Genomic DNA, 24,912 nt, shown 5'->3' with positions numbered 1-24,912 from the left:
TACGTATTCGACTTGTTTTATATATTAATCTTATAAGAAAACCGACAAGTGGTAGTATGCCCTTCAAGTAGTCACTCAAAAAAAACTGATGTTATCATGAGGAACGAGTGAAACTTGGAGGGGTGTTAGGTATTGATGATTTTGCTATCCTTGAAGGTCATACCTGCAATACGGGGTTGCATGATTTGCGTGGTGACTCTTTGCTGGACATCATTCTAGGCAGGACATCGAAAGAATTACTTGCTTATTATGAGAATCATCCTGCGATGGGTCTGCTTAATCCGGTTGCCGTAGTTATGGATTTAGCGTATTTTTCCCGCAGTAGGGGCAACTTGGAAGCACGATCATGGGAGTCACCTTCAGAAATATTGAATCGTTCGCTTCATTTGGAATGAGTTTACTTACACGAAACTATGGTAGACCTAAAAATAATTTCGGAGCCAAGGATATCTATGAGCGTGATTTCGTTACCCTCTTTGTCCGTTCCAATCGGATCGTGCAGGGATACGTCTTTACGTGTTTTCTTCAAAGATCTAAGATGCATCAGAATCTCGTTTTCTATATAACGTGCTGTAGCAGTGGCTAGCTTTGTACCTTTGTTTGGACGGTATTTTCCAATCACTTTAATCAAGCCAATTGTTCCGATGGAGATATCATCTTGAGGCCCCTTAGGGAATTGTTATCTGCATTCTATCTCTCAATTCAAGCTTATCTTTCAGATGTGATTTTATTTGATTTTTCAAATGACCTATAAAGATCTGACCAGATTTAGGTTCAAATTTCTTGATAACAGCTTTATGAATTAAATCGACTTCTTTAGCAAAATAGTAAGCATTAGGCCCAAAACCCCAGCTCCTCTTTAATGGTCTATAGTATATGATTAGAATTTTCGTAGCCTCATCTTCCTCATATCCCAGAAGTTTAAGTTCACGAATAACATCTTTAATGTAGGGTTTATCCATCATATGTCTACTTGTTGAATTGTTCATACATTTACCTCCAAGATCCCATCTATTAGCTTGTGACTCAAAAATATGTTTTCATTATTTCCGTATTATTTTCACAACATTTCAACTCTTGTAGATATAAGTCTAGCGACAATTATAACTACTCCTTTTTATTGCTATCGATCATTTTTGAGTTACCTATCTAGAAGCTTATTCCTACATACAAAACTATATTAAATCTAGGCATCATTTAAAGTATTCTTCTGAACACCAATTTATCTTTATTTCTCTACTTTTTTCATGAATTTTTATTAACTGATTTAGAACAAAAATTCGTTGAACTATATCTTCAGCTATAAAAAACTGCCTCTTAAAATAATTAAGTTGCTTCTAATATGGACCTTGGTACTTTTCATTATTTCCATATACATGTAACAATTGAATATGGAGATCATATATTTCTTTGTATGTCATAATAACACCCCTCAGCAGTTAAAAAGTTAATTTTATGAATATGTTTTTATATGTTCATTTAGCCCAACTACTTGAATTAACAAAAAAGCAACTCCCTTGTTGGCAAGTCGCTTTTAAAACACTCTATAGTGAATCTTTAGCTATTATCAAAGATCCTAGCGCTTCGCCTTATAAAACTCATGATACAGCTTCATGAGCGCACGCTTCTCAATCCGTGACACATAGCTGCGACTGATACCAAGCTCCTTGGCAATCTCCCGCTGCGTCCGCTCTTCCCCACCTGTGTCCAGTCTAAACCGACCCACTACAACTTCTTTTTCTCGGTCATCCAAAATATCGAGATTCCGATAAATCTTGCTCTTCTCAATCTTCAGATCGACCTCTTTAATGACATCATCAGCCTCGGAGCCAAGGATATCGATCAGCGTGATTTCATTACCTTCCTTGTCTGTCCCAATCGGATCGTGAAGGGATACATCTTTACGAGTCTTCTTCAAGGATCTTAGGTGCATCAGAATTTCGTTTTCAATACAACGGGCAGCAAAAGCGGCTAGCTTTGTGCCTTTGTTAGGACGATAGCTCTCAATGGCTTTGATCAGGCCAATGGTTCAGATGGAGATTAAATCCTCCATGTCTTCTCCAGTATTATCGAATTTTTTGAGGTTGTGGACACGACACGATGTAACAAAATAAACCAATTACAATCGATCCCGATTTGAATTGGTTTACTTTTGATATTTCAACTGTAGTTCTCGATCGATTTTTTGTACCCATTCAGGCAATTCATTTGAATAATATTTCATCCCGCTTATATCCGCTCCAAGAATAATCTCACCATCTGCTTTACTATTATCAACAACTAACAACTGATCTATTAGGTCTAAGTGCGACAACAGATTATTCATACTTGTTAAATTGCGTCTAATAATATCCTCTGTTTCAATATGATGACCACCGTTCTTTACTCGCATAGCAACACGCTCAATATTAAGCCGAACATCCCCTAGCCCCACATAAAACATAATGATTTCGAAGCCTTGTTCTTTTGCAGATCTCATCTGCCTGATAACATTACCACCAGCTAGAGTGGTTTCTACAGTGAAGTCCCACTTATTTCGGATACATTCTCTGGTTATTCTTATGGCTTCTTTGCCAGCAGATACTTTACTTTTTTCTGGATATTGAGTATTAATTTTGCGAGCTAGTGCATCCGGATCAATATTCACACTTACCCCAAGCCGGTCAACAATCAAGTTGCGGATTGTGCTCTTACCACTTCCATTATTACCAGCAAACACAAACATGGTTGCAACTGTCTCATTCATGATTAAGTTCCTGTTCACTCATTTCCTTGATCTCACCGGTACTATATTCTTTAACAATTTGCCCACCAGCTGTTTTATATACGATATATGTCCCATTTGCTTTTGCATCCAATTTGGCACGATCACCTGTTAATCGAATCAATTTAGCAAGGTCCTGCGTAAGATTCATCATTTATACAAACACCTCATTTTATCTGATAGCTCGAGTATACCACAGCAAAGTACATTTTATATTAGCTTAAGTCTGTATGCATCATACAACCAATTAGCCCGTAAGAATAATCAATGGAGATCTCACTCTAACAGGCTAATTCATTTACCCACATGGTCATATACGTTGCAAATTCAACCCCATCACTTTACTCCGTGGTACAGTAGGATCATGTTGCACAATGTACGCTTTCGAGAATCGATCCAGATATGAGTTCTCATGTGACTTTGGTGACAGGATAATCAATTTACGTTGTAATTCACCAGCATAAAGATCAAATACTTTTAATTTCCTCTGCTCATCTAACGCGCTATCAAATTCATCCATAACTATAAATCCAGGTGCTGTTTGTAGATTCTGCAATAAAGCCAGAGCAAACAGTAGTGAACTGAGCGATTCTTCGCCTCCAGAAACACCCTTGCCAACTCTTCCTCCACGAGCCTTCACACTAACATCCTCTAATGATCCTCGATGCCCTTCCTTTCGAGCCTTAATGAATAAATGGAAAAGCACTCGACCTCGACGATCCTCTTGCTGACTCCAATCGATCTGTCCCTCGAATTGAAAAATGCTCATGTAGTTCTTAAATCGTTGTTGAATTTCAAGGACTCGCATATTGATTGTCGTCTCTAGCTGATCTTTCAAATTCTCAGCTCGTTCTTGGTTCTCTTCAAACAATAAGCTTGTCCGTTTAAATTCATCCTGCAATCGATGAACCTCTTCTTTTATCACTTTATAATTCTCAGATGCTGCGGGATCAATACCCGACTCATTTCTAGCGCTGTTAAATGTTACTTTTCCAGACTCATGCTCTTGGCGGAGCTTTGAAAGCGATTGTTGTCTCTTGGTATTATTAGGCTCATGTTCAAACTCATTTGTCACCTCATCATAAATAAACCGTGCAATCCCTTTGAGATTTTCAATTTCTTCGGTTATTGTAAGTAGATTTATTTTAGATGTATCAAGTGACTCTTTTGTATCTTTGATTTGATTATTAATTTGACTAAGAGTACGCGTAGCTTGTTGAATTTCGTCTTCATTATTCGAAAGATTGCGTTTTTGTCGACGTTCATCTCCATCTATTTGTTCAGCCAGCTCTTCCAATGTATCATTTTGCTGCTTCAATGCGTCCTGCTGTAAGGATAAGTGGTTGTGCTGATGAGTCTTCCGTTGTAACATTTCAAACTGTTCCTTCTGCTGACCTAATCTCACATAAAAATCTGCTTCACGTTGTAGTATAACTTGTATATGCTCCAGCCTGATCCGTTTCTCAATGAACTTTGTGTGCGTATTCTTAAGTTCCTGACTATGCTCCTTCTGTTCCTGAAGGTGCTGTATCTCTACTTCATACTTCAGGATCCGGCCTTCACGTTCATGTCTCATTGTAAGAAAGGCTTCCGATTCACGCACAGATTGGATAATGGCATGTAGTTCTTGCATAGTTAACGTATTACTCTTAATCGAGTCATCGAGATTCGCAAGTAAAGTACTCAATTCGCTAATTTTCTTTTGAATCTCCTCTTTACGTTTCTGCATAGCTTTCTGGCTTAATATATAACTCTTCTTCTCTTGTGCACCTCGAATCCCCTTTGAGTCGATGAGCATATCATTCTCTATTCTTGTCTCACCTGCTAGAAAAAATTGCTCAACCCACCATAAAGCCTTGACCGCATGTGGGAATACATCATCTTCTATCCCATTCTTCACACGAATTTGGAGTGTCTGAATTTCAGTAACAGAACGATCCGGTATTATACTTCGTAAAGGTACATGATACAAATCATTAGGAGCTTGTACATGCGTGCCATCAAAAAATATCGCATACTTTATCGTCTCAAACTGCTCCTCCGCTGTAAGTCGAGCTGACTCATTTAATTCAAGTAATTCATTTAATGCATATGCACGCACACCCCTCACTTTGAACAAAGATAGTGATTCCCTTTGACGAGCTGACCATAATTGATTGTGCTTAAGCATCTGTTCCTCATCGGATAACTCCTCAAGTAGTTTAGTCTTATCTTTTTGTTCCTGCATGGAATGTTGAATGGTATGATCTAAGCGGTCAATTTCCATCTGTACATCATGACTGCTGCGATAATGCTGTAACCGTTCTTGGTGCATATGATCCAAGCTTTTATCCTGTTGAATCAGCGCCTTCAAGTAAGAACTTGAATCTATTAATTGGGCTATAACATCATCAGTTTCTTGAAGACTAGCTTCCGCCTTCTCAATCTCGATATTCAATTCGTTGAGCTGCTTAGTTATTGCTGATAATTGTTGATGTACCTCTTTTTCAGTATGTGTAATTCTAGATTTTTCTTGACTAATTTCCTTTAGCTGAACATCTAATTCTCCAATTATAATTGAAGTTTCTTCAATTTCCTTTTTCACAGTAGCTAATTGCTCCTGCAATAAAGTGATTCTCGTATCAAACTGTTCTTTTTCTTCTTGTATTTGCTTCATTTCAATATTCAATCGATCGCCTTGCTTCTGCAATGTCACCAGTCTATCACTTGCGATATCATGATCCACGAGCAATTGTTCTTCCTTGGCTAATAGATGTATTTGTTCTTGTTTGTAATAAATCTCTAATTTCAGCAAAGCTCCAGCATACAGCTTCCCGCCCTCTATAAGACGTTTACGATTATCTTCATACCGGTCTAGCGCTGATCGTGCCATCCCGAGATATTGCTTTTTATTTTCTACATTTACTTCAGCCGTTCTTAAACTCTCCTGCACATCCTTTAATTGCTCCATACTTTCTTCCCAGTTACGTTGTACCTGATCTATACCATGCATTTCGGCAAAAATACGAAAACGCTCCTGCGGATCCATAACAGCGAATTGATTTACCTCCTGCTGGTACCAAATTAGGTAGAATAAATCCGGATCAATTTTATATTTGAACTGGAGATCCTTCTTGTAAGTCGTGAAATTGTACTGCCGATCACCAGAAGTATACTTAATTGTTTCATCCCACTGTTCTGGATCATCCCCCGAATGTATAACAAATTCCTTCTTAGTCGGCTGTCCTGGTTCCTGTAGGATATAAATTGCAAATTCAACATAATTAGCTGCATCAATACGCATACGTCCCTCATTCTTAAACTGAAGTCGAATATGCGCCTTCCACGTCTCATTCGGAAGGAGATTACGAGATTTCAGACCTTCTAAATCAACCTTGGAAGAATATAGAACACTTCCCATACAGTATGTTACAGTAGATTTTCCTGCTCCATTAGGACCAGTTATCAGTATATGCGATTCTTTTCCTGACAAATCCATCATAGTAGGCTGATAATCTCTGATTCCCGTAAACCACATTTTCCAAGGTATCATTCTATTTTTTCAGTTCCTTCCTGATACAGATTATATCGTTTGAAAAATTTCAGTACTTCTTCTTTATTTAATTGATTGGATTGACTAAATTCAACAGTACGCCTTAAAAAAGAATCCGAGAACATATTCGCACCAATTGCCGTGATTACATATGCCTTCTCATTTGAATTTGTATCATATTCTTCAAGTGCACCAATCTTCTTCAACTGATCTATATTCAGATTCAAACGGTGATTTGCCTTTGTAGTCTCATGTCCAAGGGCATTTAACAACTGATCAAATAATGTATACTCATGCTGTAAAACTTCTTGCTGGTAAAACATAAACAGAAGGATTGCTAAACTTTCTTTAGACAATGTACTACGTGCAGATTTAGCAGAAACTCTCATCATGACGATGACTTGATCCTTTTTCTCATCAAAAATCACTTTAAAGTACCGGCTTACCGCTTGATTAACACGCTTCAGAAATGAATCAAACTTCTCATCATCACCGGAGATCTTTAATTGCTTCTCCACCTCACGCCTGGATAATCCGAAATTCCCCGCACGTATTGTTGCAGAGGATGAGAATAAGAGATTCATAAACACGATCTCTTCGTCCTCGGTTAGCATTCCTTTGATAGCTTGCATGGCATTAAGAGGATTTACATTCATTTCATCCGTCAAGTTCATCATCACTCCTCTCATGCATACTTTCAATGTCCTTATTTATAGTGCGATAATTTTTATGTTTGACCACTTGGTTGATATCATCACGATTCATCCAATCCCATTCCTTCTCATATAGAGAGGCTTGAACTTTTGAATCATCCGTTGCTTCCTCCAACGTTAACTTCTTACTCCCTACCAATGCAGATACCGCAGTAAGCGCGTTAATTGCATCCCCCCACGCCGTAGACGTCGCTTCAATCATTACAGTCTCTATAGGAGCAGCCTCCACTTCCTTCATGAATACTTCAATCGCTTCCGTTTCAATCATGGATTTAGTAAGCAACCACTCTGAATCTCCCATCATATCTTCTAATAAAGCAATATCCATTTCCTCATTTATATATTGTATTTCCTGGTCGTCTTCTTGCATCAATTCAACAATCGGCTCATAGTTTTCTAGATATTCTATGCCTTCATATACTGCTTCTCCTGAAAGCGGTGCAGCGAATTTAATCGGAATCCATAAACCATCCATGGACTCACCTTCGTATTCATTTTGCTCCATAAAGCTCATAATTTGATGAGCGTTTGGTATGTCTGATTCTTGAGGTGGATCATACATTTGTGTAATAAACAGCCTTACTTTTTCTGGGTTTATCGAGGATAATAGCATCGTTTGCTTCATCATTGTAAATTTTAGATACTTATTGATCATCCCCATGCTCAAATTCGTGCCATCTGCAAGTGCAGAAGTGCCTAATTGCATTAAATTACTGAGTACCAGACTATCCTCTAACGTATAAAATTGGCGGAATCGTTCCGATAGTTTAATTTCCAATTCCTGCATTAACTGATGTATGATCTCTAATTGAGGTAATGCATTACGGTCTGCTAACAGCTCCAACTCACGTTCTTTCATCAATTGAATCGCATGCTCAACATTACGAATCATACTAGCAATTTTATTACCACCAGAAATGCCATGATCATCATAAGCTTCGCTAAGCTCGGCATCCCGTCTAGCTTGGAATAGAGATCTACCAATATCATCATGCATATAGTAAGCTAATGAATCATTAGCAAGACGTATGAGTGTATCCATCATCCGCTTACCTACATCTCGCATTTTAAGTTGCCTTGTTTGTTTGGATATCCAATTATACTTCACTAGGACATTTACAATTTGTTCGACCTTTTTCTTACTTGGTGGTTCAAGATCATCAAAACGATTTCGATAACGAAAGTATAGCGTATCTGCATTTTCAATCGGTTCATCGAGTCCCAAAGCTTCTTCATTAATCAATTGAATAATACGTAGGAATCGTAAAATTTCGATAGGTGTTTGCAGAAAGTTTTGTGAGTTGAGATCATTAAGAACCCCAGATAATAATGCAACATCCCTTAATGCCTGATGCATTTCCGGTTTGGATTCGTTTGTTTGAAAAATTGAAATTAGTGGTTGATCCATCTTCTCCAATCATTTGCCTCCCCTAAAACGATCTCTTGCTCCGATTTCGAATATTGTAGTAAACTCTCCATGTTATATTGATACTCTGACCAATTGGTTATTATCGAGTGATCTGGACAGATCCATTTATGCCGCACAGCGTGTCCCATAAGCGATTGAAACATCTCTCCTGCAATTTGCAATCCAGCTTCATCATAGTCGCTCCATAAGATGGTTTGCTGGATACGACTATTCAACAACAATTGTCTAATGAAATGTTTATGCGCACTTCGAAGATGACCATCCACACATATTATCAAAGAATTTGTCTCCTGCAAGAAATGAGGTTCTGCAGATATCCGTGTCAAAACGGCTCGATTCTCAACTAACCAGAGTGTTGTTGCTCTAGTTGAATAATGGTCTTGTGAAACCGAAATATTTGTTAAAGAATGCACAGGACCTGCTTGATAACTCGACCAGGTTCCTTCAAGATCTCCAGCAAAATAGATTGACGTAATTTGACCACCACTAATCATCCCTAACGTTTCCAGCGAATGACCAATTAGCGTCTCCAAAAAGTTAAGAAACTCAACTTTATACGCATCAAATGCCTTAGACCCTCCAATACTCGGGTAATAATGAGCACCAATTTCTTTCCAATCAAATATCTCTTTGTTGCTAGAAATCATGAGAAAAGCTAATAAAAAATTCAAACTGTTGATTCGTTTAGATAAGCTCCAATTTGTAGGAAAAATATACTGTTCTTCTAAATCATTAAGGCCCCACTGTAAACTATCTAATAAGAATAATGCCAAATCCTTCAACTGAAGTAATCGTTCGTCATGTAAATACGTGATTTGTTCCATTTTCGGAGTAGCATTCGTCTGGAATTGCGTAAATTGATTTAAACTATCCCGATGCTCATCCGTTTGCTTATTAGTTAAATATACATATAATAAATAGCCCATACGGTAATGAATTCGTTCTACAGATTTCCCGTCATTTTTAAAACGTACTTCTTTCAAAATCCATCCTTTATGTAGCCAATCAAATGTTTGTTGATTATCGTCTAATGCGGCACGTTTTCCTACTGTCCAACTTAAAAGCTGTTGATCCGGAGGATCTTCAACAATCGAAGGATACTCTCGTGCAATCATAATGATCCCTACTCTTCGTATTGTACGTGCAGTTCTTTTTACAATATCTATATCAATAAGTGAAGCTTCACCTATTGTCCTTTGCATCTCTAGCTGCTCATCTTTTTTCAAAAAAGATTGACTAATAAACAAAAGCACATCATCGAATTTTTGCATAGAAGCCTCCTATACTAATACATTTATATTTTCGGGCTACTCGTACAAGTATACTAGAAAGGAAGAATCCCTACGATGATTCCCTATATTTTCATATGATACAGAAACACAAATAGCCTGTAGGATTGAGATATTAATATCTCAGCCCTACAGGTTATTATCCTAAATTTTCAAATCAACGCTTCGCCTTATAAAACTCATAATACAACTTCATGAGCGCTCTCTTCTCTATCCGCGAAACATAACTCCGTGAGATCCCCAGCTCCTTCGCAATCTCCCTCTGCGTCCTCTCTTCCCCACCTGTATCCAATCCAAACCGCCCAACCACAACTTCCTTTTCCCGATCATCCAGAATATCAAGATTGCGGTAGATTTTACTCTTTTCGATCTTCAGATCTACTTCTTTAATGACATCATCAGCTTCGGAGCCAAGGATATCGATGAGTGTAATTTCGTTACCTTCCTTGTCTGTCCCAATCGGATCATGCAGAGATACGTCTTTCCGTGTTTTCTACAACGATCTAAGGTGCATCAGGATTTCGTTTTCGATACAACGGGCAGCAAAAGTAGCTAGCTTTGTCCCTTTGTTCGGACGGTAGCTTTCAATGGCTTTAATTAAGCCAATTGTTCCGATGGAGATGAGATCCTCCATGTCTTCTCCGGTGTTATCGAATTTCTTGAGGTTATGGACATGATATGATGTCATTAACAGAGTACCTATATAGAGTGATTTGATACAAACACATTTCCGCCATCCGGGAAAATGTGGATGTACTCCCGGGGGACTGCCTAGCAGTCTACTTCAACCTGGATATTGTGCACAATGGAGTGAGGAATCTCCAAATAAGAGGATAGATCTTAGATAGAAACAAGCCTGATGCGGTTTCGCATCAGGCTTGTTTGGTTTTTGGCGGCAGGAGCGGAGTCATTTGTCCGGCTTGGACCTTCTGAAAGGTTGTAAGATCATAAATCCCATGTTTCGCCAATTCCGTATAGTTCACTACATCCACAGCATATGCCAGAAGGATCTTTAGTTACTGAGCTCAGGATAAACCTCTGGTAGCTCCATTTTCATTGTTAGAAATTACAGACATATTTTTGATTAATGAATCTCCACAGGAAAGACTAAGAGATGATATATCAATTTTTCAACACGTGTAGAAAAAACAGAACAATATATCTATAAGAGGGCAAAAAAGAAACAAACAAAAAAATTCTTAATATCGTATGACATAAATTAAAAAGTTTCCTACAATTGTAAGCTTTTAATTTGTCTGTGGACTATTACTCTTCACACCCAATCATAATCAAATGCTTGATTATGATTGGGTGTGAAGAGGTTATGGGCAAGAAATGATCTAAAAAACAAACCACCCTACGATTGTTAGTCACAAGGTGGTTGCAAGTATATTTCTTTTTTTGAATTTGTTCTATGACTTTAAAAGAAGCGAGTTTAACTGTACCGCCTCTTCCTTTTTTCATGTTTATTAATGAATCTAAAGCTTGAATAACATAGCCATGACCTAATTCTTACGTTCTAATAACGTATAGGTGAAACTAATTTCTTTGTTGTTTTTTTTCATAACTATCGTGCATATTATCTAGAATATTTTCAAGATGCAAGAGTATCATCTATTGATAAAACAATAAACATGCCTTGCATATTGAAATATAGGAAATCACTCCTCAGTATACTTCATGTTTGATATAGAAGTGACAAAATATCTGCTGCCTCTTCGTCGACTAATTCTTGTTTTTCACGTTCAGTTGGGTTAAAGGCTAATCTTTTAAGATCAGCTTCCATCTCCGATAATACAGATTTCGGTAGATTTATAACCAACTTTACAAGTATTGAATATTTCCAACAGTCATCATCAGAAGCGAAAATTTTCCTGAGATGAGGAACTAATTCCCTGCCTAACGGAAGCAGCAACTTCCCAATTTCTTTTGTAGTAGGCCAATTTGCATCTGCAGTCCACTCTAATAAATCAGGAATAATCGGTTTAAATAAATTTATATCCAATGCTTTTAATTTATTTACTGACTCGATGTCCATTTTATCTTTCGGGATTAATCTTTTGATCTCCATCTTTATCCTCCTACAGCGAATATGAAGAAAAGTCTATTGAAATAACTAGCCGTGGTTCCATCCTTAAGCCTGAATTTTTTTTAACACTTCCTTAGCAGCCATATCAACTTCTAATTCCCTATCTAATGTAGTTGGGGTTTCAACAAGCTTGATTAAACTGACTTCTAGTTCAATAAGAACTCCAATAGGATACTGAGGCAATAAATATTCTAAAACATTTAATTTCCAATCACTTTCCTCCCCTTCGAATATCCTATTGATGAAAGGAATAAGTTCCTTATTAAAATTAAGTAATAACTCCACAACATCTTCAAATATAGGAAAATTCCTATCCTTTAAATATATCGATAACCCTTCAATCAGATCTAAAAGATCATTTTTATTTAATTGCTTTAATTTTTTAATACTCTCATAATCCATTTTACTTAGAGGTAAATTCCCCATAATTGATTCCCCTCCCTTTTTGGTAAAAAATTCATTTTTTCAATCAAATCTAAAACTATTTTTGAACTTGGACTGGAACTGATATTTTCATTAGTATTCCTGTTAAATAGTATGGATCATTATTAGCATTTGTTTTTGAATTCATCCAAAGTTGGTGTTCATATGGATCTTTTGTGGAAATAAGGTGGTGTTTAGGATTATTGGGATATTTTTCTATTAAAAACACTCCCTCTTTCTTCACTGCCTCTACCGTTGTCATAACCGCTTTATTATTGTTGTCCATAATATAAGTAAAAAAGGAGAGCCCGTTTTCATCAGTTACTGGCCTTGGAGTTAACTGATACTGAAGATCTGTAAATAATTGTTCCTTCTTTAACTCGATTTTTATTGGCTGAGTCAACCACTAAACTTGTTGCCACAATGGTCCCCGCTATTTGGGTTAACCCCTTAATTATCGATCCAGAAGAACTTCCTGGAAAAGGTAGAGCAACTTCATTTCTTAATATGACTGCTCCAGCCAAAGCTACTTTTGTTTCTTTTTCTTAGTTATAAATATTTACAAGTTGAGAAGTTGATTTATTAGGATGTTTATCTTTGATTCTATCTGGTACATAAATACTATCAAGATTAGTACATCCTTTAGGATGTGAAAAACTTCCCAACGGCTGATTCACAATAATTCCCCGTCGGGTCAGTATATATCAACGGGTTATTATGCACATAAATATAAAGGTTCTGACTCAGCGGATTATCAATCTCCCCTTCATACGTATCCTCATTTAAAAATCGCCCCATACTCGGATTATAATACCTAGCCCGTGTATTTTTAGAAAAGTGCCTTGACATCCGGTTCGGACATTGCATAATACTCTCAGCAGGTCGATTTGTGTCTGATATGGACCTTGGTGCTTTTCATTGTTCTCATATACATGTAACAATTGAATATGTAGATCATAAATTTCTTTGTATGTCATAATAACACCCCTCAGCAGTTAAAAAGTTAATTTTCTAAATATGCTTTTTTTATGTTCATTTATCCCAACTACTTGATTAACAAAAAAGCAACTCCCCTGTTGGCAAGTCGCTTTTAAAACACTGTATAGTGAATCTTTAGTTATTATCTAAGACCCTACCGCTTCGCCTTATAAAACTCATGATACAGCTTCATGAGTGCCCGCTTCTCAATCCGCGACACATAACTCCGCGAAATCCCCAGCTCCTTCGCAATCTCCCGCTGCGTCCTCTCTTCCCCGCCTGTATCCAATCCAAATCGACCAACGACAACTTCCTTTTCCCGGTCATCCAGAATATCAAGGTTGCGGTAAATCTTGCTCTTCTCGATCTTGAGATCGACCTCTTTAATGACATCATCAGCCTCGGAGCCAAGAATATCGATAAGTGTAATTTCATTACCTTCCTTGTCTGTCCCAATTGGATCGTGCAGAGATACATCTTTACGAGTCTTTTTTAGTGATCTAAGGTGCATCAGGATTTCATTTTCAATACAACGGGCAGCAAAAGTGGCCAGCTTTGTCCCTTTGTTCGGACGGTAGCTCTCAATGGCTTTGATCAGGCCGATCGTGCCGATGGAGATTAAATCCTCCATGTCTTCTCCGGTGTTGTCGAATTTTTTTACTATATGGGCGACAAGTCTCAAATTGTGCTCGATAAGCAAATTTCGGGCTTTAGCATCCCCTTCAGCCATCATGCCTAAGTATTTGCTTTCCTCCTGCTCCGAGAGCGGCTGTGGAAATGCGTTGTTCCTTACGTAGGATACCAGCAACGTCAGTTCTTTGATTAGCAACGCGATCGTACTTAAGAATCCAGGCAACTTGGCGACACCTCCCGCACTTGTACAATGAAACCGATCTGTTAGCCTTACGGGTTCATGGTCATCTTATTGTATGTGGGTAGATGCCTAGAAGTGCATGTACGGGGGAAATTGTACAAACCCATTGTTAGTCTCTCCGCTTTAGCTTCATTAATGTCCTCATCCATCTGCTCCCAGTTCTGCTCAACGGAGTGACGCTAATTTGTCATGATAAAAAAGATGCAGTAAGATCCATCACAAAAAACAACACAGCTGCCTTAGCAAACCGCTCCAACCTGCGTATTTTCGTGATATTAACACTTTAATAGAGCGTTTACTAGACCAATTTCCAACTAGTTAGGATGCACTTTTCATGTTGACTTTTCAACATATAGTGATTAAAATAAACAACGCACACTAAATATAGTATGCATATGATTTTCCAGTATTTATAGCTTATCTATTCAATCTTTACAGTAATATATACAGGGGGAGAGACTCCATGCTAGTCGCATACGATTCAAAAACCGGAAACGTCAAACGCTTCATTGGTAAGCTTAAGCTGCCAGCTGTGCAGATTGAAGAGCATATGACCATTGACGAGCCCTATGTGCTTATTACATATACCACCGGCTTTGGACAGATTCCAGAGAAGGTGTCTGCTTTCTTGAAGAACAATTATTCCAATTTGAAAGGCATCGCCGCCAGCGGCAACAAGAACTGGGGCGAGCTGTTCGCGCATAGCGCAGACTTGATTGCAGATCGGTACAATGTACCAGTTATCGGTAAATTTGAGCTATCGGGCACATTTGGTGATGTGGAACGAATTAAACAGGAGGTGAGCCGAGTTGCGGCATATTGAACTAAACAACATGTTGATGAAGAGAGACGAAAGTGGTTTCTTTCAATTGGATAAAGACCTTGAGGCAGTAGCCGAATTTATGCGGGATGTAGAACGGCGGAGCCTGGTTTTTGCGAATACAAAAGCCAAGGTTGATTATATGATTGAACAGGATTTCTACGAAAATTTTTACGAACAGTACAGCTTGGCTGAGATTGAAGATGTCTACCAAATTACCCATTCTTACAACTTCAGCTTTCCATCCTATATGGCAGCTTCGAAGTTCTATACGGATTACGCTGTAAAAAGCAATGACCGCAAGCAATATCTGGAGCATTATCCGGACCGTGTGGCGGCAGTCTCCCTTCATCTTGGACGCGGCAACGCCGCTACTGCCGGCATGCTTGCCCGTTCGATGATGGAGCAGCGTCTGCAGCCAGCGACCCCAACCTTCTTAAATGCCGGCAAGAGCCGTCGCGGTGAGCTTGTCTCCTGCTTCCTTATCGAAATGGACGACTCGCTTAATTCGATCAACTATGTGCTCAATACCTGCATGCAGCTGTCGAAGATCGGCGGTGGTGTGGCTGTCAACCTGTCCAAGCTCCGTTCCCGCGGAGAGACAATCAAGGGTGTCGAGGATGCGGCGAAGGGCATTATACCTGTGCTCAAGCTGATGGAAGACGGCTTCTCCTATGCTGACCAGATGGGTCAACGTAAAGGTTCTGGAGCCGCCTACTACAACATTTTTGGATGGGATGTTCTTGAATTTCTCGACAGTAAGAAGATCAACGCCGACGAAAAAACAAGACTCAAAACCCTGTCCATCGGCCTGATCATTCCGAATCGCTTCTATAAGCTGGCGAAGGACAATGAACCGCTCCATGTATTTGCCCCTTACAGTGTGTACAAGGCTTATGGCACGCATCTTGATGACATGGATTTGGATGAAATGTACGATAAGCTGCTAGCCGATCCACGTGTCAAAAAGAGAAAGGCCATGAGCGCACGGGATATGCTGACCAAAATCGCCATGATCCAGCTGGAATCTGGCTATCCATATATTATGAACAAGAGCAACGCCAATGAGGCTCATGCCCTGAAAAACGTTGGACAGATCAAAATGTCCAACCTCTGCACGGAAATCTTCCAGCTGCAGGAGACCTCAGAAATTGCTGACTACGGACAGGAAGATACCATCCGCCGTGATGTAAGCTGCAATCTGGCTTCCTTAAACATTGTCAACGTGATGGAGCATGGCAAAATCCGTGAATCGGTACATGAAGGTATGATCGCCTTGACTGCAGTCAGCGATATGACCAGCATCTCTAATGCCCCAGGCGTAGCCAAAGCTAACAAAGAGATGCACTCCGTCGGTCTCGGTGTCATGAATCTGCACGGCTATCTGGCCAAGAACAAGATCGCTTATGAGAGCGAACAGGCTCGCGATTTTGTCCGGACCTTCTTCATGACCATGAACTACCATTCACTGGAGAAAAGCATGGAGATCGCTGCTGCAACCGGCCGGTCTTTCCATGGATTTGAGGCTTCTGATTATGCTACAGGAGCTTATTTCGAGCGTTACCTGACTACGGATTACCGCCCTGTAACGCCAAGAGTACAAGAGTTGTTCGGAGATATTTTCATCCCATCCCCTGCGGACTGGGAACAACTGCAGGATGCAGTAAAAGCAAATGGGCTGTACCATGCTTACCGTTTGGCAATTGCACCGACAGCCAGCATTTCCTATATTCAAAATGCTACTTCAAGCGTTATGCCTATTGTAGAGCAGATTGAGACACGGACTTATGCTAATTCGACGACTTACTATCCAATGCCGTACCTGCGTCCAGACAATGTATTTTTCTATAAATCGGCTTACCAAATGGATCAGTTCAAGGTGATCGATTTGATCGCGGAAATTCAGCCCCATATCGACCAGGGCATCTCGACCGTTCTGCATGTGAACAGTGATGTCTCAACCAGAGAACTGGCCCGTTCCTATCTGTACGCGGCGCATAAAGGCCTGAAGTCGCTGTATTACACCCGGACCAAAAAGCTGTCTGTTGAGGAATGCCTCACCTGCTCGATCTAACTGGAAGGCTATAGCCGCAGAAAAGGAGATTGCCATATTATGACCGCTATCCAAGCCGTTAACTGGAACCGTCCTGACGACGATTTCTCATTGATGTTCTGGAATCAGAACATTATGCAATTCTGGACGGACGATGAAATTCCATTATCCGATGATAAAATGTCCTGGCTCACGCTCAGTGAGCAAGAAAAGGACTCCTATATGAAGGTACTCGGCGGACTCACACTGCTGGATACGATTCAAGGCGGAGTAGGTATGCCGCAGATTATGGAGCATGTCGAAGGTCTTCAGCGCAAGGCTGTGCTTGGCTTTATGGGCATGATGGAACAGATTCACGCCAAATCGTACAGTAGCATTTTCACCACTTTGTCCTCCACAGAGGAGATTGACAGTGTGTTCCGCTGGGTTGAAGAGAACCCTTATCTGCAGTTCAAGGCAGAGACCATATCACAATATTACAAAAAAATAGATTCACCCAAAGATCTGTACCTTGCCATGGCAGCCTCAGTGCTGCTCGAGAGCTACTTGTTCTACAGTGGCTTCTTCTACCCGCTTTATCTAGCTGGCCAAGGCAAAATGACATGCAGCGGTGAGATCATCGACCTTATTCTGCGGGATGAGAGCATCCATGGCGTATATGTCGGTGTGCTGGCGCAGGAGATCTTTGACGGGCTACCAGATGACGAGCAGCGTGAGCTACACCAGAAGCTGGTAGACCTCCTTAGACTGCTACATGAGAATGAAGAACGTTATACCGAGCAGATCTACGCTCCCATCGGACTGGTGGACGAGGTCAAGACCTTCCTTAGATACAATGCTAACAAAGCCATGATGAATCTGGGGCATGATCCGCTATTCGACGAGGAAGAGATCAACCCGATTGTTCAGAATGGCATCAGTACCCACACCAAGCAGCATGATTTCTTCTCGAAAAAAGGTAACGGATACGTCCGGGCGCTTAACGTGGAACCGCTGAAAGATGAAGATTTTCAATTTTAAATATAGATAAAGCAAAAAAGTGCGGAGAAAATTCTCCGCACTTTTTGCTAACTGTAAGATTAGATTATTGCAAGCTTTTCAGGTATGTTCTAGCTTCTTCGTAGGTATCGTAAGCATCTGCAAAATCTCTACCAAAAATACGTTTCAATTGCATCTTCCAAATTGGGTTTTTAGTTACATAAGCCCATCCTGCTTGACCAGCTTCACTCGCCATCGCACCAGTAGGGGCTAGCATAGCTGCAACCTCAGGAGTAAGTACACTTTTAGAATCAGTTACATCAGTTGTTCCTGTAAATTTAGGTTTAACAAGCTTCATGATATTTTCAAAATCTTTCAGGTATCCTGGAACATCTTCAGCTGAAAAATCAATAGATACTACATCGATATGGTTCTCATTTTGGTTGTACTTAATTGTGTATGACATAATTATTTTTCCTCCAAGTTTTAACGTTATTTTTTAATAATAGAGATGAAATGTATGTAACTTCACAGACAAAAAATACCCGCCCCAGGCTTTTTCAGGGCGACGACATCTACTTCCTGTATCGTTTTTATAACAACACCCTTTCTAGAATATTAACTAATACATATTACCTATATTATTATCGACAAATTTCTTTTTTTATTTATATTAAAATACAAATTTCTACAAATTCCAACATATCCATGGTCATATTTTCCTTAATTCATTCATTTTTGTGTATCTGCTGTCTCTTGCAACCATTCAATTTGCCAACATACGAAGAATCTGTTTTTTTAGACAACTAAAAAAGGCTCTGCGTGCGACTTCCGATTCCAATCCAGTCATCCTTCAGGTTTTTGGAATCAGAATACGCCGCAAAGCCTTTAATACTATATATTAGTTGTTATATAAGTAAATCAATCCGTGATTACTTTGTTGCGGAATAGCCCCCGTCAATCACATGTGCTGTACCTGTAATAAACGAAGCCTCATCACTTAGTAGGAAGCATGCAAACGCAGCTACTTCCTCAGGCGTACCGTATCTACCCAGAGCCGTTCCAGAAGCGATAAGAGATTGAAGCATCTCTACATCATCAGACAACAGCTTTTCATATCTGTTCATGGTTGGTGTAGGGATAGGTCCTGGGCAAAGGGCATTTACTCTAATGTTACGGTGACCCACTTCTTTGGCAACTGATTTAGTCATCCCCACAATAGCATGTTTACTTGCTGAATAAGCTGCATCATTGGCCATCCCGATAAAAATACCATGCAAAGAGGAGCAGTTTAGAACGGAAGCTCCAGATTTCATATGAGGTAATGTATAATGCAACATGTAGAATTGGCTAGTGAGATTTGTCTGAATCACTTTTTGAAACAACAACGGATCATAGTCTATAACATCCGTATTGTCTCCTGTAATTGCTGAGTTATTATATAGGCAATCAATTTTTCCATAAGCTGCTAATGTTTGATCTACGATATTTTTGCAGTCTGCTTCGAGAGAAACATCTGACCGAACAAACATCGCTTCCCCACCTAGAGCCTTAATTTCCTCAACTGTGTTAGCGCCAGCATCTGATCGATTGGCAACTACTACAGTACCGCCCTCTCTCGCTACTCTTAAGGCTGTAGCTTTTCCGATTCCGGTACCTGCACCTGTAATAATAACTACTTTGTTCTCAAATCTGTTGCTACTCATATGCGCACCACTTTCTTATGTCTTTTTCAGGAGGAGGATTCGAACCTCATAGACCCTAATATCGCCTGATGCAATATGGATTGGAACATTTTTGCAGAAAAATCGACAAAATTATCCTCTATATGACAACTTTATTGTATTTAATTGTATATAGCAATGAATATTTTAATCTACTTTTACAACAATTGAGAATTTGGTTTTGATAGTCATAAAAAAACACCCCTTAGAATTTCATCAGATAAACCAGAAGTTTTATCCGATGCTTATTCTAAGGGGTTTGATAATTTGTAAATCCGTCGTTGTTAATGAAACCATACTCCAAATAAATTATTTATTGGCTTATAGATAAGAATAATCAGAAACAAAGGACTCGGGATGTTCAATTTTAACAACGCACATACGGTCGCGCCAAGTCCCAAAATCCAAAATATAAAATATACGCTAAGATCACGTACTCGGCGCTTTCGCACTAATTTAGGCAAATCAAGTGCCATACAACCTACAGCAAGCACCAAAAAAAACAATAACACCATTCGACTCACTCCTTGATTTTTTCAAGAAAAGAATTATCTGTGAGACCTACGCGATTAATAACTACTGAGGCACTATAATGGATGGGCAATGATTTGAGGTAATCGTCGCCTTTTTTTTGCTGTAGCTTTGTCCAGGCTTTAGGACTGGCATGGTAGATCGATTGTCCAAATCCCATAATATCAACATTGAAGCGATTAGTTACTTGCTCCACAGTGTTTTGCATCCGCTCTATAATCCGCTCCTCTGTTTCCTTTTCCAAACGTTTTATGGTGCTTTCCGATTCCAAATTTTCTGTACTTTGCACTTCTTCAATGTTGCAAAGCGTCTTAACGTCAAGGTAAATATGCGGCTCCCCATCAATAATTTTCACTTTGCGTTTGGTTGAAGCCTGGATCGCTTCGATAACAATAGGCTTTCCGTCTTCCCCTGCTATCGAGCCAGAATGTGAGGTTACCTTATCGTTGATATAATTGTAACCAATCGTTTCACCCTCGTTTAGCCAACCGATCAGTTTGTCTTTTCTGAACACAGCTACAGTATGGTATTCCAATCTCGCCTTAGGCATTGTTCGCTCTACATTGCTTTTATCTCCCCCCTCTTTGGGATCTCCCATAACTTCCACTCCGGTCAGTACAGGATGTTCACCTTCAGCCAATAAATTTTCAATAAAATCATCCAGCGTGACAGCGACTGTTTTTGCTGAATCTTTATAAGAATTATCTAGGGAACTAAATAATTTGTTCGCTGGTAATTTATCCATAGGTGTAAGGACATTCAAGACATCGCTGGCGGTTGTATCTCTGGCAACCATAACGTAGAAATCCATTCGAGCTTCCCTACTTCTTTTAAATACGTCCAGTATCTCGCCCACTCCGGAGCGGGCAAGTTCCTCCCCAATAACCAACACCCGGATATGACCAAGATAACTCGTCCTGGAACTATCCAGATTCAACTTACGTTGTGCATCATAAAACGTAGGTACCGTAAATTTATAAACAACCACTGGAACTCCAGTGCCTCCCCCTCCTCCAGACGATTGTGAGGAAATCGCAGATGGAATAACGACCTGCATCGAAACTGTATAACCCGTTTCAGCCTTGTCGATCCCTAACCCCAGGACAAAGGCTACCTCATTCAGCTCCTTTCTCTCCCAACAGCCACTTAGCACTAACGTAAATTGGAGAGCTATCATCAATTGGAGAACGCCTCTAACTAATTTTTTATTCATTGCGTTGATTCCTCATCACTAGAAGTACTTTGACGAAATAGGTTCTGCGTCTTGTTCTCAGCAGGCCTTGTCTTTAAAAAAGGCCACGGAAAGCGAAAGATAGAGTCTTTTAAGTCTTTTGAATTATAAGGTCCGAGCGGACTCATATAAGGCATTCCGAAAGAACGCAAACTCGACAAATGCAGTACGATGATAAAAATACCGAATAGAATTCCATATAATCCGATAAATCCGGCCAAAGCTATAAGCACAAAACGGATCATCCGCGCAGCTATAGACATTCCTGTCTCCGGAATAACAAAGCTAGAAATGGCTGTAAGCGATACAATAATGACCATTGCAGATGAAATAAAACCCGCTGCAACTGCTGCTTGCCCTATCACCAACGTTCCGACAATGGAAATCGCCTGTCCAATATTTTTGGGTATCCGCACCCCGGCCTCCCGCAAAATCTCATAAGTCATTTCCATGATCAGCGCCTCGACAAAAGCAGGAAAAGGAACACTCTCCCGCTGGGCAGCTAAACTAATTACAAGATTGGTCGGTATCATCTCCTGATGATACGTAGTTATCGCAACATACAATGAAGGTGCAAGCAAAGTAATAAAAAATGAAATAAAACGAACTAATCTCAGCAATGTACCAATATCAGCCCTTTGGTAATAATCCTCAGCAGACTGAAAAAATGCCACAAAAAATGTGGGTACCAAAAGTACAAAAGGAGTTCCATCAACAATAATGGCCACTTTTCCTTCCAAAATGCCTGCTGCAATCGTATCTGGACGATCACTGTTGTATACGGTAGGAAATGGTGTAAATACCGTCTCTTGAATAAATTCTTCAATATATCCACTCTCGAGAATACTGTCCGTATCAATTTTATTCAGACGGCGTTTTACTTCTTGCACCAACTCCTTATTCGCGATGTTGCTTAGATACATAATGGATACGCTGGTTTGAGTTACCCTTCCGATCTGAACGGTTTCCAGCCATAAATGGCTATCTTTTATTTTCCGCCGAACCAGTGCCGTATTCGTCCGTAAATTCTCAGTGAATCCTTCCATTGGACCTCGAACAACCGATTGGGAACTGGGCTCACCTACATTGCGATCTTCCCAGCCTGGTAAGCCGATCCGGAGAGCGGTGGATGTCCCATCGAGCAGCAGCATTACACTACCGGACAGCAATTCGTGTACAAATTGGCTGTAATCAACGATAACGGTTAGATCACCGGCTATTAATATCTGTTTCTTAATAATCTCAATCTTCTGCTCGGGCTCAAGCTTTCCCAGCTGTTCATAAGGAATATGTTCCTGCAAAGAATACAAAATTGAATTATGCAGTACCTGAGTATCCACAAGACCATCTATGTAAATCAAAGAAATATTAGTATTTTCTTCTATCTGCAACTCTTTTATCACTACATCAGAACTTCCGCCCAGCAATCCGTTCAACTGATCAATATTGGTTTTCAATCGGTTTGATAGTGTACCCGTCTCCGAACTTTTCACGATGTAGCCTCCACTTCACTTAGATTAATGAGTATAGTTTGATGTTAATTTTGATAATTATTCCTTTCTGATTAAAATTCGTGAATGGCATAATTCTGGTAACTACAACCATACTAAAACTAGTCCAATAAATTTGAGGGGGTATATGAGTTTGGAGAAAGATCGAATTAGTACCAATCAAATGATTATACTCGGGCTATTCACATTTATTGGGGATATGGCGCTTGTGTATCCAGCGTTAATGATATCAGGAGCGAAACAAGATGCATGGATTGCTGCTTTGATTAGTATCCCCTTGGGCCTAGCGACCATAAAACTGTTGCTCTGCTTAGCAGACATTGAACCAAACAAGAATATTATCGAGCTTAGCCTACAAATCCTAGGAAAATGGGCCGGAACGGCTGTAGCCTTGTTCTATTTAGTGTTCTTCCTGATTGCCGCTTCCACTTACATAAGAGAAATTGAAGATTTCATGTGTACACAGATTTACGAGAAGACACCCGGTGGGGTTATCCGTTTTATGGCCATTTTCCTGCTGGTATATGGTGTACGACTGGGTCTGGAAACATTGGGACGGGCAGCTCAGCTTTTTTTCCCTCTGTTTGCAGTTTTTTTGATCGGTCTGCTGCTTCTGCTGACTCCCGATGTCAAAATGGAACGTTTATACCCCATTATGAACACACCAGTACCGGACATGCTCCATACTTTGATGTATGGTGTTTTTTATCCTTTTGGTGAATTATGCGTGTTTCTTATGGTATATCCATATGCTCAGAAGAATAGCAAAACAAGCCGGGATATTTTCATAGCCTTGATCATCGGAGCTCTCGGACTTAACCTCATCTTATTTTTTTCCCTTACCGTTCTTGGTGTTTACGCTTCTGAACATCAATTTTATGCCGCTTATATTCTTGCTCAAAAAATTAATATTGCTAATTCTCTGCAACGTATTGAAGCGCTTATGGCTACTGCATGGATTATCAGCACATACTTCAAAACAGCCATTTATTATTATGCTTTAACATTAGGTACAGCCCAATTATTTAAACTCAAAAGCCACCGTCCTCTGATCCTACCCACTGGATTTTTGTTATTTGGTATGTCACAACTGATTGCCAAAGACATCATTTTTTATGTAAAGGAAATCCCCACCTACTGGGTAGATTGGGATTTCACCTGTGCATTTGTTCTGCCGCTTATGTTGCTAATTGTGTATTATTTAAAAAAACGTTTTGCTGCCAAGGTTTAAACGACTTCTCTCCTAAAAATAAAAAAAGGACAGCTATTAAGCTGTCCTTTTGTTCATGAATTTCTTACATGCAGTAGCTTTATTCCTTCTTATCCAAAGTAATCGACGATGGTGTTACATCACGAATTGGCTCTTGAGCCACTTCAAAAGTTGATCCGCAACTCGGACAAAAGCGAGCCTCGATTGCCACATTGCCACCGCATGCTTTACACTGCTTCACATCGGACAACCCCGCAATTTGCTGCAGATTGACCTCAATCTCCGATTTCAGTTCAAGAATACGGGAAATATTCTTCTCGATCTGCTCACTCGGCAATGGTCCTGCTCCTTGTGTTACAGCTTCAAACAACAGTTTACCCATTACCTGATACTGCTGGTCAATGTCATTCTGCTTGCTGTTGTTCTGTAATTTCAAACGGTTGATCTCCACCACTGTCTTTGCTTTATTGCCAGCCTCGCTCACGCCTGCCTTTACCTTGTTAAAAAAGCTCATATTCAGCCCCCTATTCCGTAGTAGTCATATATAAGCATATTTCGACACCACCACAAGTATTCCTCTCTTTATTGTACCTAACTTCAACCGGGATTTGTAGTTCATCCACAATCATGAACTTATTTCCCCCGCCTTCCTGCGGGAACGAACCTCGACTCAGGTCTGGTATATAAAACCGCCTTCAGGCCGTTTTGCCGCATTTAAAAAGGCTATACAATGAGTACATAAGCAAGCGGGTTGCAAGATTTA

23 protein-coding genes and 3 pseudogenes are annotated in these 24,912 nt (G+C 39.8%); 5 read left to right on the top strand and 21 right to left on the bottom strand.

The window, feature by feature from the left end:
• The first annotated feature begins 107 nt into the window (after positions 1-107).
• A complete protein-coding gene (locus tag MHI27_RS07095; RefSeq protein ID WP_405175915.1) occupies positions 108-395 on the top strand; it encodes a transposase in 288 nt (95 codons plus the stop codon).
• A gap of 38 nt (positions 396-433) precedes the next feature.
• Here the strand turns inward: MHI27_RS07095 and MHI27_RS07090 are convergent.
• The 15 genes and pseudogenes from MHI27_RS07090 to sigK (MHI27_RS07020) all read right to left on the bottom strand — a co-directional run.
• A pseudogene (locus tag MHI27_RS07090) lies at positions 434-661 on the bottom strand (RNA polymerase subunit sigma-70); the annotation flags it as partial.
• Between the two features lie 7 nt (positions 662-668).
• A complete protein-coding gene (locus tag MHI27_RS07085) occupies positions 669-989 on the bottom strand; it encodes a hypothetical protein (RefSeq protein WP_405175914.1) in 321 nt (106 codons plus the stop codon).
• Between the two features lie 587 nt (positions 990-1,576).
• A pseudogene (sigK, locus tag MHI27_RS07080) lies at positions 1,577-2,089 on the bottom strand (RNA polymerase sporulation sigma factor SigK); the annotation flags it as partial.
• Positions 2,090-2,146: 57 nt separating this feature from the next.
• The gene (locus MHI27_RS07075) at positions 2,147-2,746 is read right to left on the bottom strand and encodes a zeta toxin family protein (protein WP_405175913.1); all 600 of its coding nucleotides are present in this window, start codon (positions 2,744-2,746) and stop codon (positions 2,147-2,149) included.
• Complete coding sequence (locus tag MHI27_RS07070) at positions 2,739-2,918, bottom strand: hypothetical protein (protein ID WP_405176827.1); 180 nt, start codon at positions 2,916-2,918, stop codon at positions 2,739-2,741. Before MHI27_RS07070 ends, MHI27_RS07075 begins: the two co-directional genes overlap by 8 nt.
• A gap of 156 nt (positions 2,919-3,074) precedes the next feature.
• On the bottom strand, positions 3,075-6,296 hold the full coding sequence (locus tag MHI27_RS07065) for a chromosome segregation protein SMC (protein ID WP_405175912.1): 3,222 nt from the start codon (positions 6,294-6,296) through the stop codon (positions 3,075-3,077).
• The gene (locus MHI27_RS07060; RefSeq protein WP_405175911.1) at positions 6,293-6,973 is read right to left on the bottom strand and encodes a hypothetical protein; all 681 of its coding nucleotides are present in this window, start codon (positions 6,971-6,973) and stop codon (positions 6,293-6,295) included. The genes MHI27_RS07065 and MHI27_RS07060 overlap by 4 nt, the downstream gene beginning before the upstream one ends.
• The gene (locus MHI27_RS07055; protein ID WP_405175910.1) at positions 6,954-8,426 is read right to left on the bottom strand and encodes a hypothetical protein; all 1,473 of its coding nucleotides are present in this window, start codon (positions 8,424-8,426) and stop codon (positions 6,954-6,956) included. The genes MHI27_RS07060 and MHI27_RS07055 overlap by 20 nt, the downstream gene beginning before the upstream one ends.
• Positions 8,402-9,709 (bottom strand): DUF2399 domain-containing protein, encoded by a 1,308-nt coding sequence (locus MHI27_RS07050; RefSeq protein ID WP_405175909.1) that lies wholly within the window; start codon positions 9,707-9,709, stop codon positions 8,402-8,404. Before MHI27_RS07050 ends, MHI27_RS07055 begins: the two co-directional genes overlap by 25 nt.
• Before the next feature lie 175 nt (positions 9,710-9,884).
• Positions 9,885-10,397, bottom strand: a pseudogene (sigK, locus tag MHI27_RS07045) (RNA polymerase sporulation sigma factor SigK); the annotation flags it as partial.
• A 1,008-nt stretch (positions 10,398-11,405) separates the two neighbouring features.
• Positions 11,406-11,798, bottom strand: a complete 393-nt coding sequence (locus MHI27_RS07040; RefSeq protein ID WP_405175908.1) for a DUF5071 domain-containing protein — start codon at positions 11,796-11,798, stop codon at positions 11,406-11,408.
• Positions 11,799-11,861: 63 nt separating this feature from the next.
• Complete coding sequence (locus MHI27_RS07035; RefSeq protein WP_405175907.1) at positions 11,862-12,242, bottom strand: DUF5071 domain-containing protein; 381 nt, start codon at positions 12,240-12,242, stop codon at positions 11,862-11,864.
• Positions 12,243-12,297: 55 nt separating this feature from the next.
• On the bottom strand, positions 12,298-12,642 hold the full coding sequence (locus MHI27_RS07030) for a hypothetical protein (RefSeq protein WP_405175906.1): 345 nt from the start codon (positions 12,640-12,642) through the stop codon (positions 12,298-12,300).
• Positions 12,643-12,881: 239 nt separating this feature from the next.
• Complete coding sequence (locus MHI27_RS07025) at positions 12,882-13,037, bottom strand: hypothetical protein (protein ID WP_405175905.1); 156 nt, start codon at positions 13,035-13,037, stop codon at positions 12,882-12,884.
• A gap of 334 nt (positions 13,038-13,371) precedes the next feature.
• Positions 13,372-14,073 (bottom strand): RNA polymerase sporulation sigma factor SigK, encoded by a 702-nt coding sequence (gene sigK, locus MHI27_RS07020; RefSeq protein WP_042125228.1) that lies wholly within the window; start codon positions 14,071-14,073, stop codon positions 13,372-13,374.
• 481 nt (positions 14,074-14,554) lie between these two features.
• On the opposite strand from sigK (MHI27_RS07020), the gene nrdI reads away from it, so the two are divergent.
• The 3 genes from nrdI to nrdF are packed head-to-tail and all read left to right on the top strand — an operon-like array spanning position 14,555 to position 17,984.
• Positions 14,555-14,914 (top strand): class Ib ribonucleoside-diphosphate reductase assembly flavoprotein NrdI, encoded by a 360-nt coding sequence (nrdI, locus tag MHI27_RS07015; protein WP_405175904.1) that lies wholly within the window; start codon positions 14,555-14,557, stop codon positions 14,912-14,914.
• Positions 14,901-16,985, top strand: a complete 2,085-nt coding sequence (gene nrdE, locus MHI27_RS07010) for a class 1b ribonucleoside-diphosphate reductase subunit alpha (protein WP_405175903.1) — start codon at positions 14,901-14,903, stop codon at positions 16,983-16,985. The genes nrdI and nrdE overlap by 14 nt, the downstream gene beginning before the upstream one ends.
• A 39-nt stretch (positions 16,986-17,024) precedes the next feature.
• Positions 17,025-17,984, top strand: a complete 960-nt coding sequence (nrdF, locus tag MHI27_RS07005; protein WP_042185822.1) for a class 1b ribonucleoside-diphosphate reductase subunit beta — start codon at positions 17,025-17,027, stop codon at positions 17,982-17,984.
• Positions 17,985-18,048: 64 nt separating this feature from the next.
• Here the strand turns inward: nrdF and MHI27_RS07000 are convergent, their stop codons facing one another.
• The 5 genes from MHI27_RS07000 to MHI27_RS06980 form a co-directional block, all read right to left on the bottom strand.
• The gene (locus tag MHI27_RS07000; RefSeq protein ID WP_042185820.1) at positions 18,049-18,408 is read right to left on the bottom strand and encodes a hypothetical protein; all 360 of its coding nucleotides are present in this window, start codon (positions 18,406-18,408) and stop codon (positions 18,049-18,051) included.
• A 466-nt stretch (positions 18,409-18,874) separates the two neighbouring features.
• The gene (locus MHI27_RS06995) at positions 18,875-19,648 is read right to left on the bottom strand and encodes an SDR family NAD(P)-dependent oxidoreductase (RefSeq protein WP_283910738.1); all 774 of its coding nucleotides are present in this window, start codon (positions 19,646-19,648) and stop codon (positions 18,875-18,877) included.
• Positions 19,649-19,950: 302 nt separating this feature from the next.
• A complete protein-coding gene (locus MHI27_RS06990; RefSeq protein ID WP_042185817.1) occupies positions 19,951-20,181 on the bottom strand; it encodes a hypothetical protein in 231 nt (76 codons plus the stop codon).
• Between the two features lie 5 nt (positions 20,182-20,186).
• Positions 20,187-21,410 (bottom strand): Ger(x)C family spore germination protein, encoded by a 1,224-nt coding sequence (locus MHI27_RS06985; RefSeq protein WP_076286295.1) that lies wholly within the window; start codon positions 21,408-21,410, stop codon positions 20,187-20,189.
• Positions 21,407-22,921, bottom strand: coding sequence for a spore germination protein (locus MHI27_RS06980; protein ID WP_042185813.1), 1,515 nt, complete (start codon positions 22,919-22,921; stop codon positions 21,407-21,409). The genes MHI27_RS06985 and MHI27_RS06980 overlap by 4 nt, the downstream gene beginning before the upstream one ends.
• Positions 22,922-23,066: 145 nt before the next feature.
• Between MHI27_RS06980 and MHI27_RS06975 the strand changes: the two genes are divergently transcribed.
• Positions 23,067-24,170, top strand: a complete 1,104-nt coding sequence (locus MHI27_RS06975) for an endospore germination permease (RefSeq protein ID WP_341127442.1) — start codon at positions 23,067-23,069, stop codon at positions 24,168-24,170.
• A gap of 79 nt (positions 24,171-24,249) precedes the next feature.
• On the opposite strand, the gene MHI27_RS06970 is transcribed toward MHI27_RS06975, so the two are convergent.
• Positions 24,250-24,663: a zinc ribbon domain-containing protein gene (locus MHI27_RS06970; protein WP_076286297.1), complete on the bottom strand. Its 414-nt coding sequence runs from the start codon at positions 24,661-24,663 to the stop codon at positions 24,250-24,252.
• Between the last annotated feature and the right edge of the window lie 249 nt (positions 24,664-24,912).

Origin of the sequence: Paenibacillus sp. FSL H8-0261, assembly GCF_045040645.1 — a bacterium.
GTDB lineage: Bacteria > Bacillota > Bacilli > Paenibacillales > Paenibacillaceae > Paenibacillus_AQ.
This window is presented reverse-complemented; position numbering and strand designations above follow the sequence as displayed.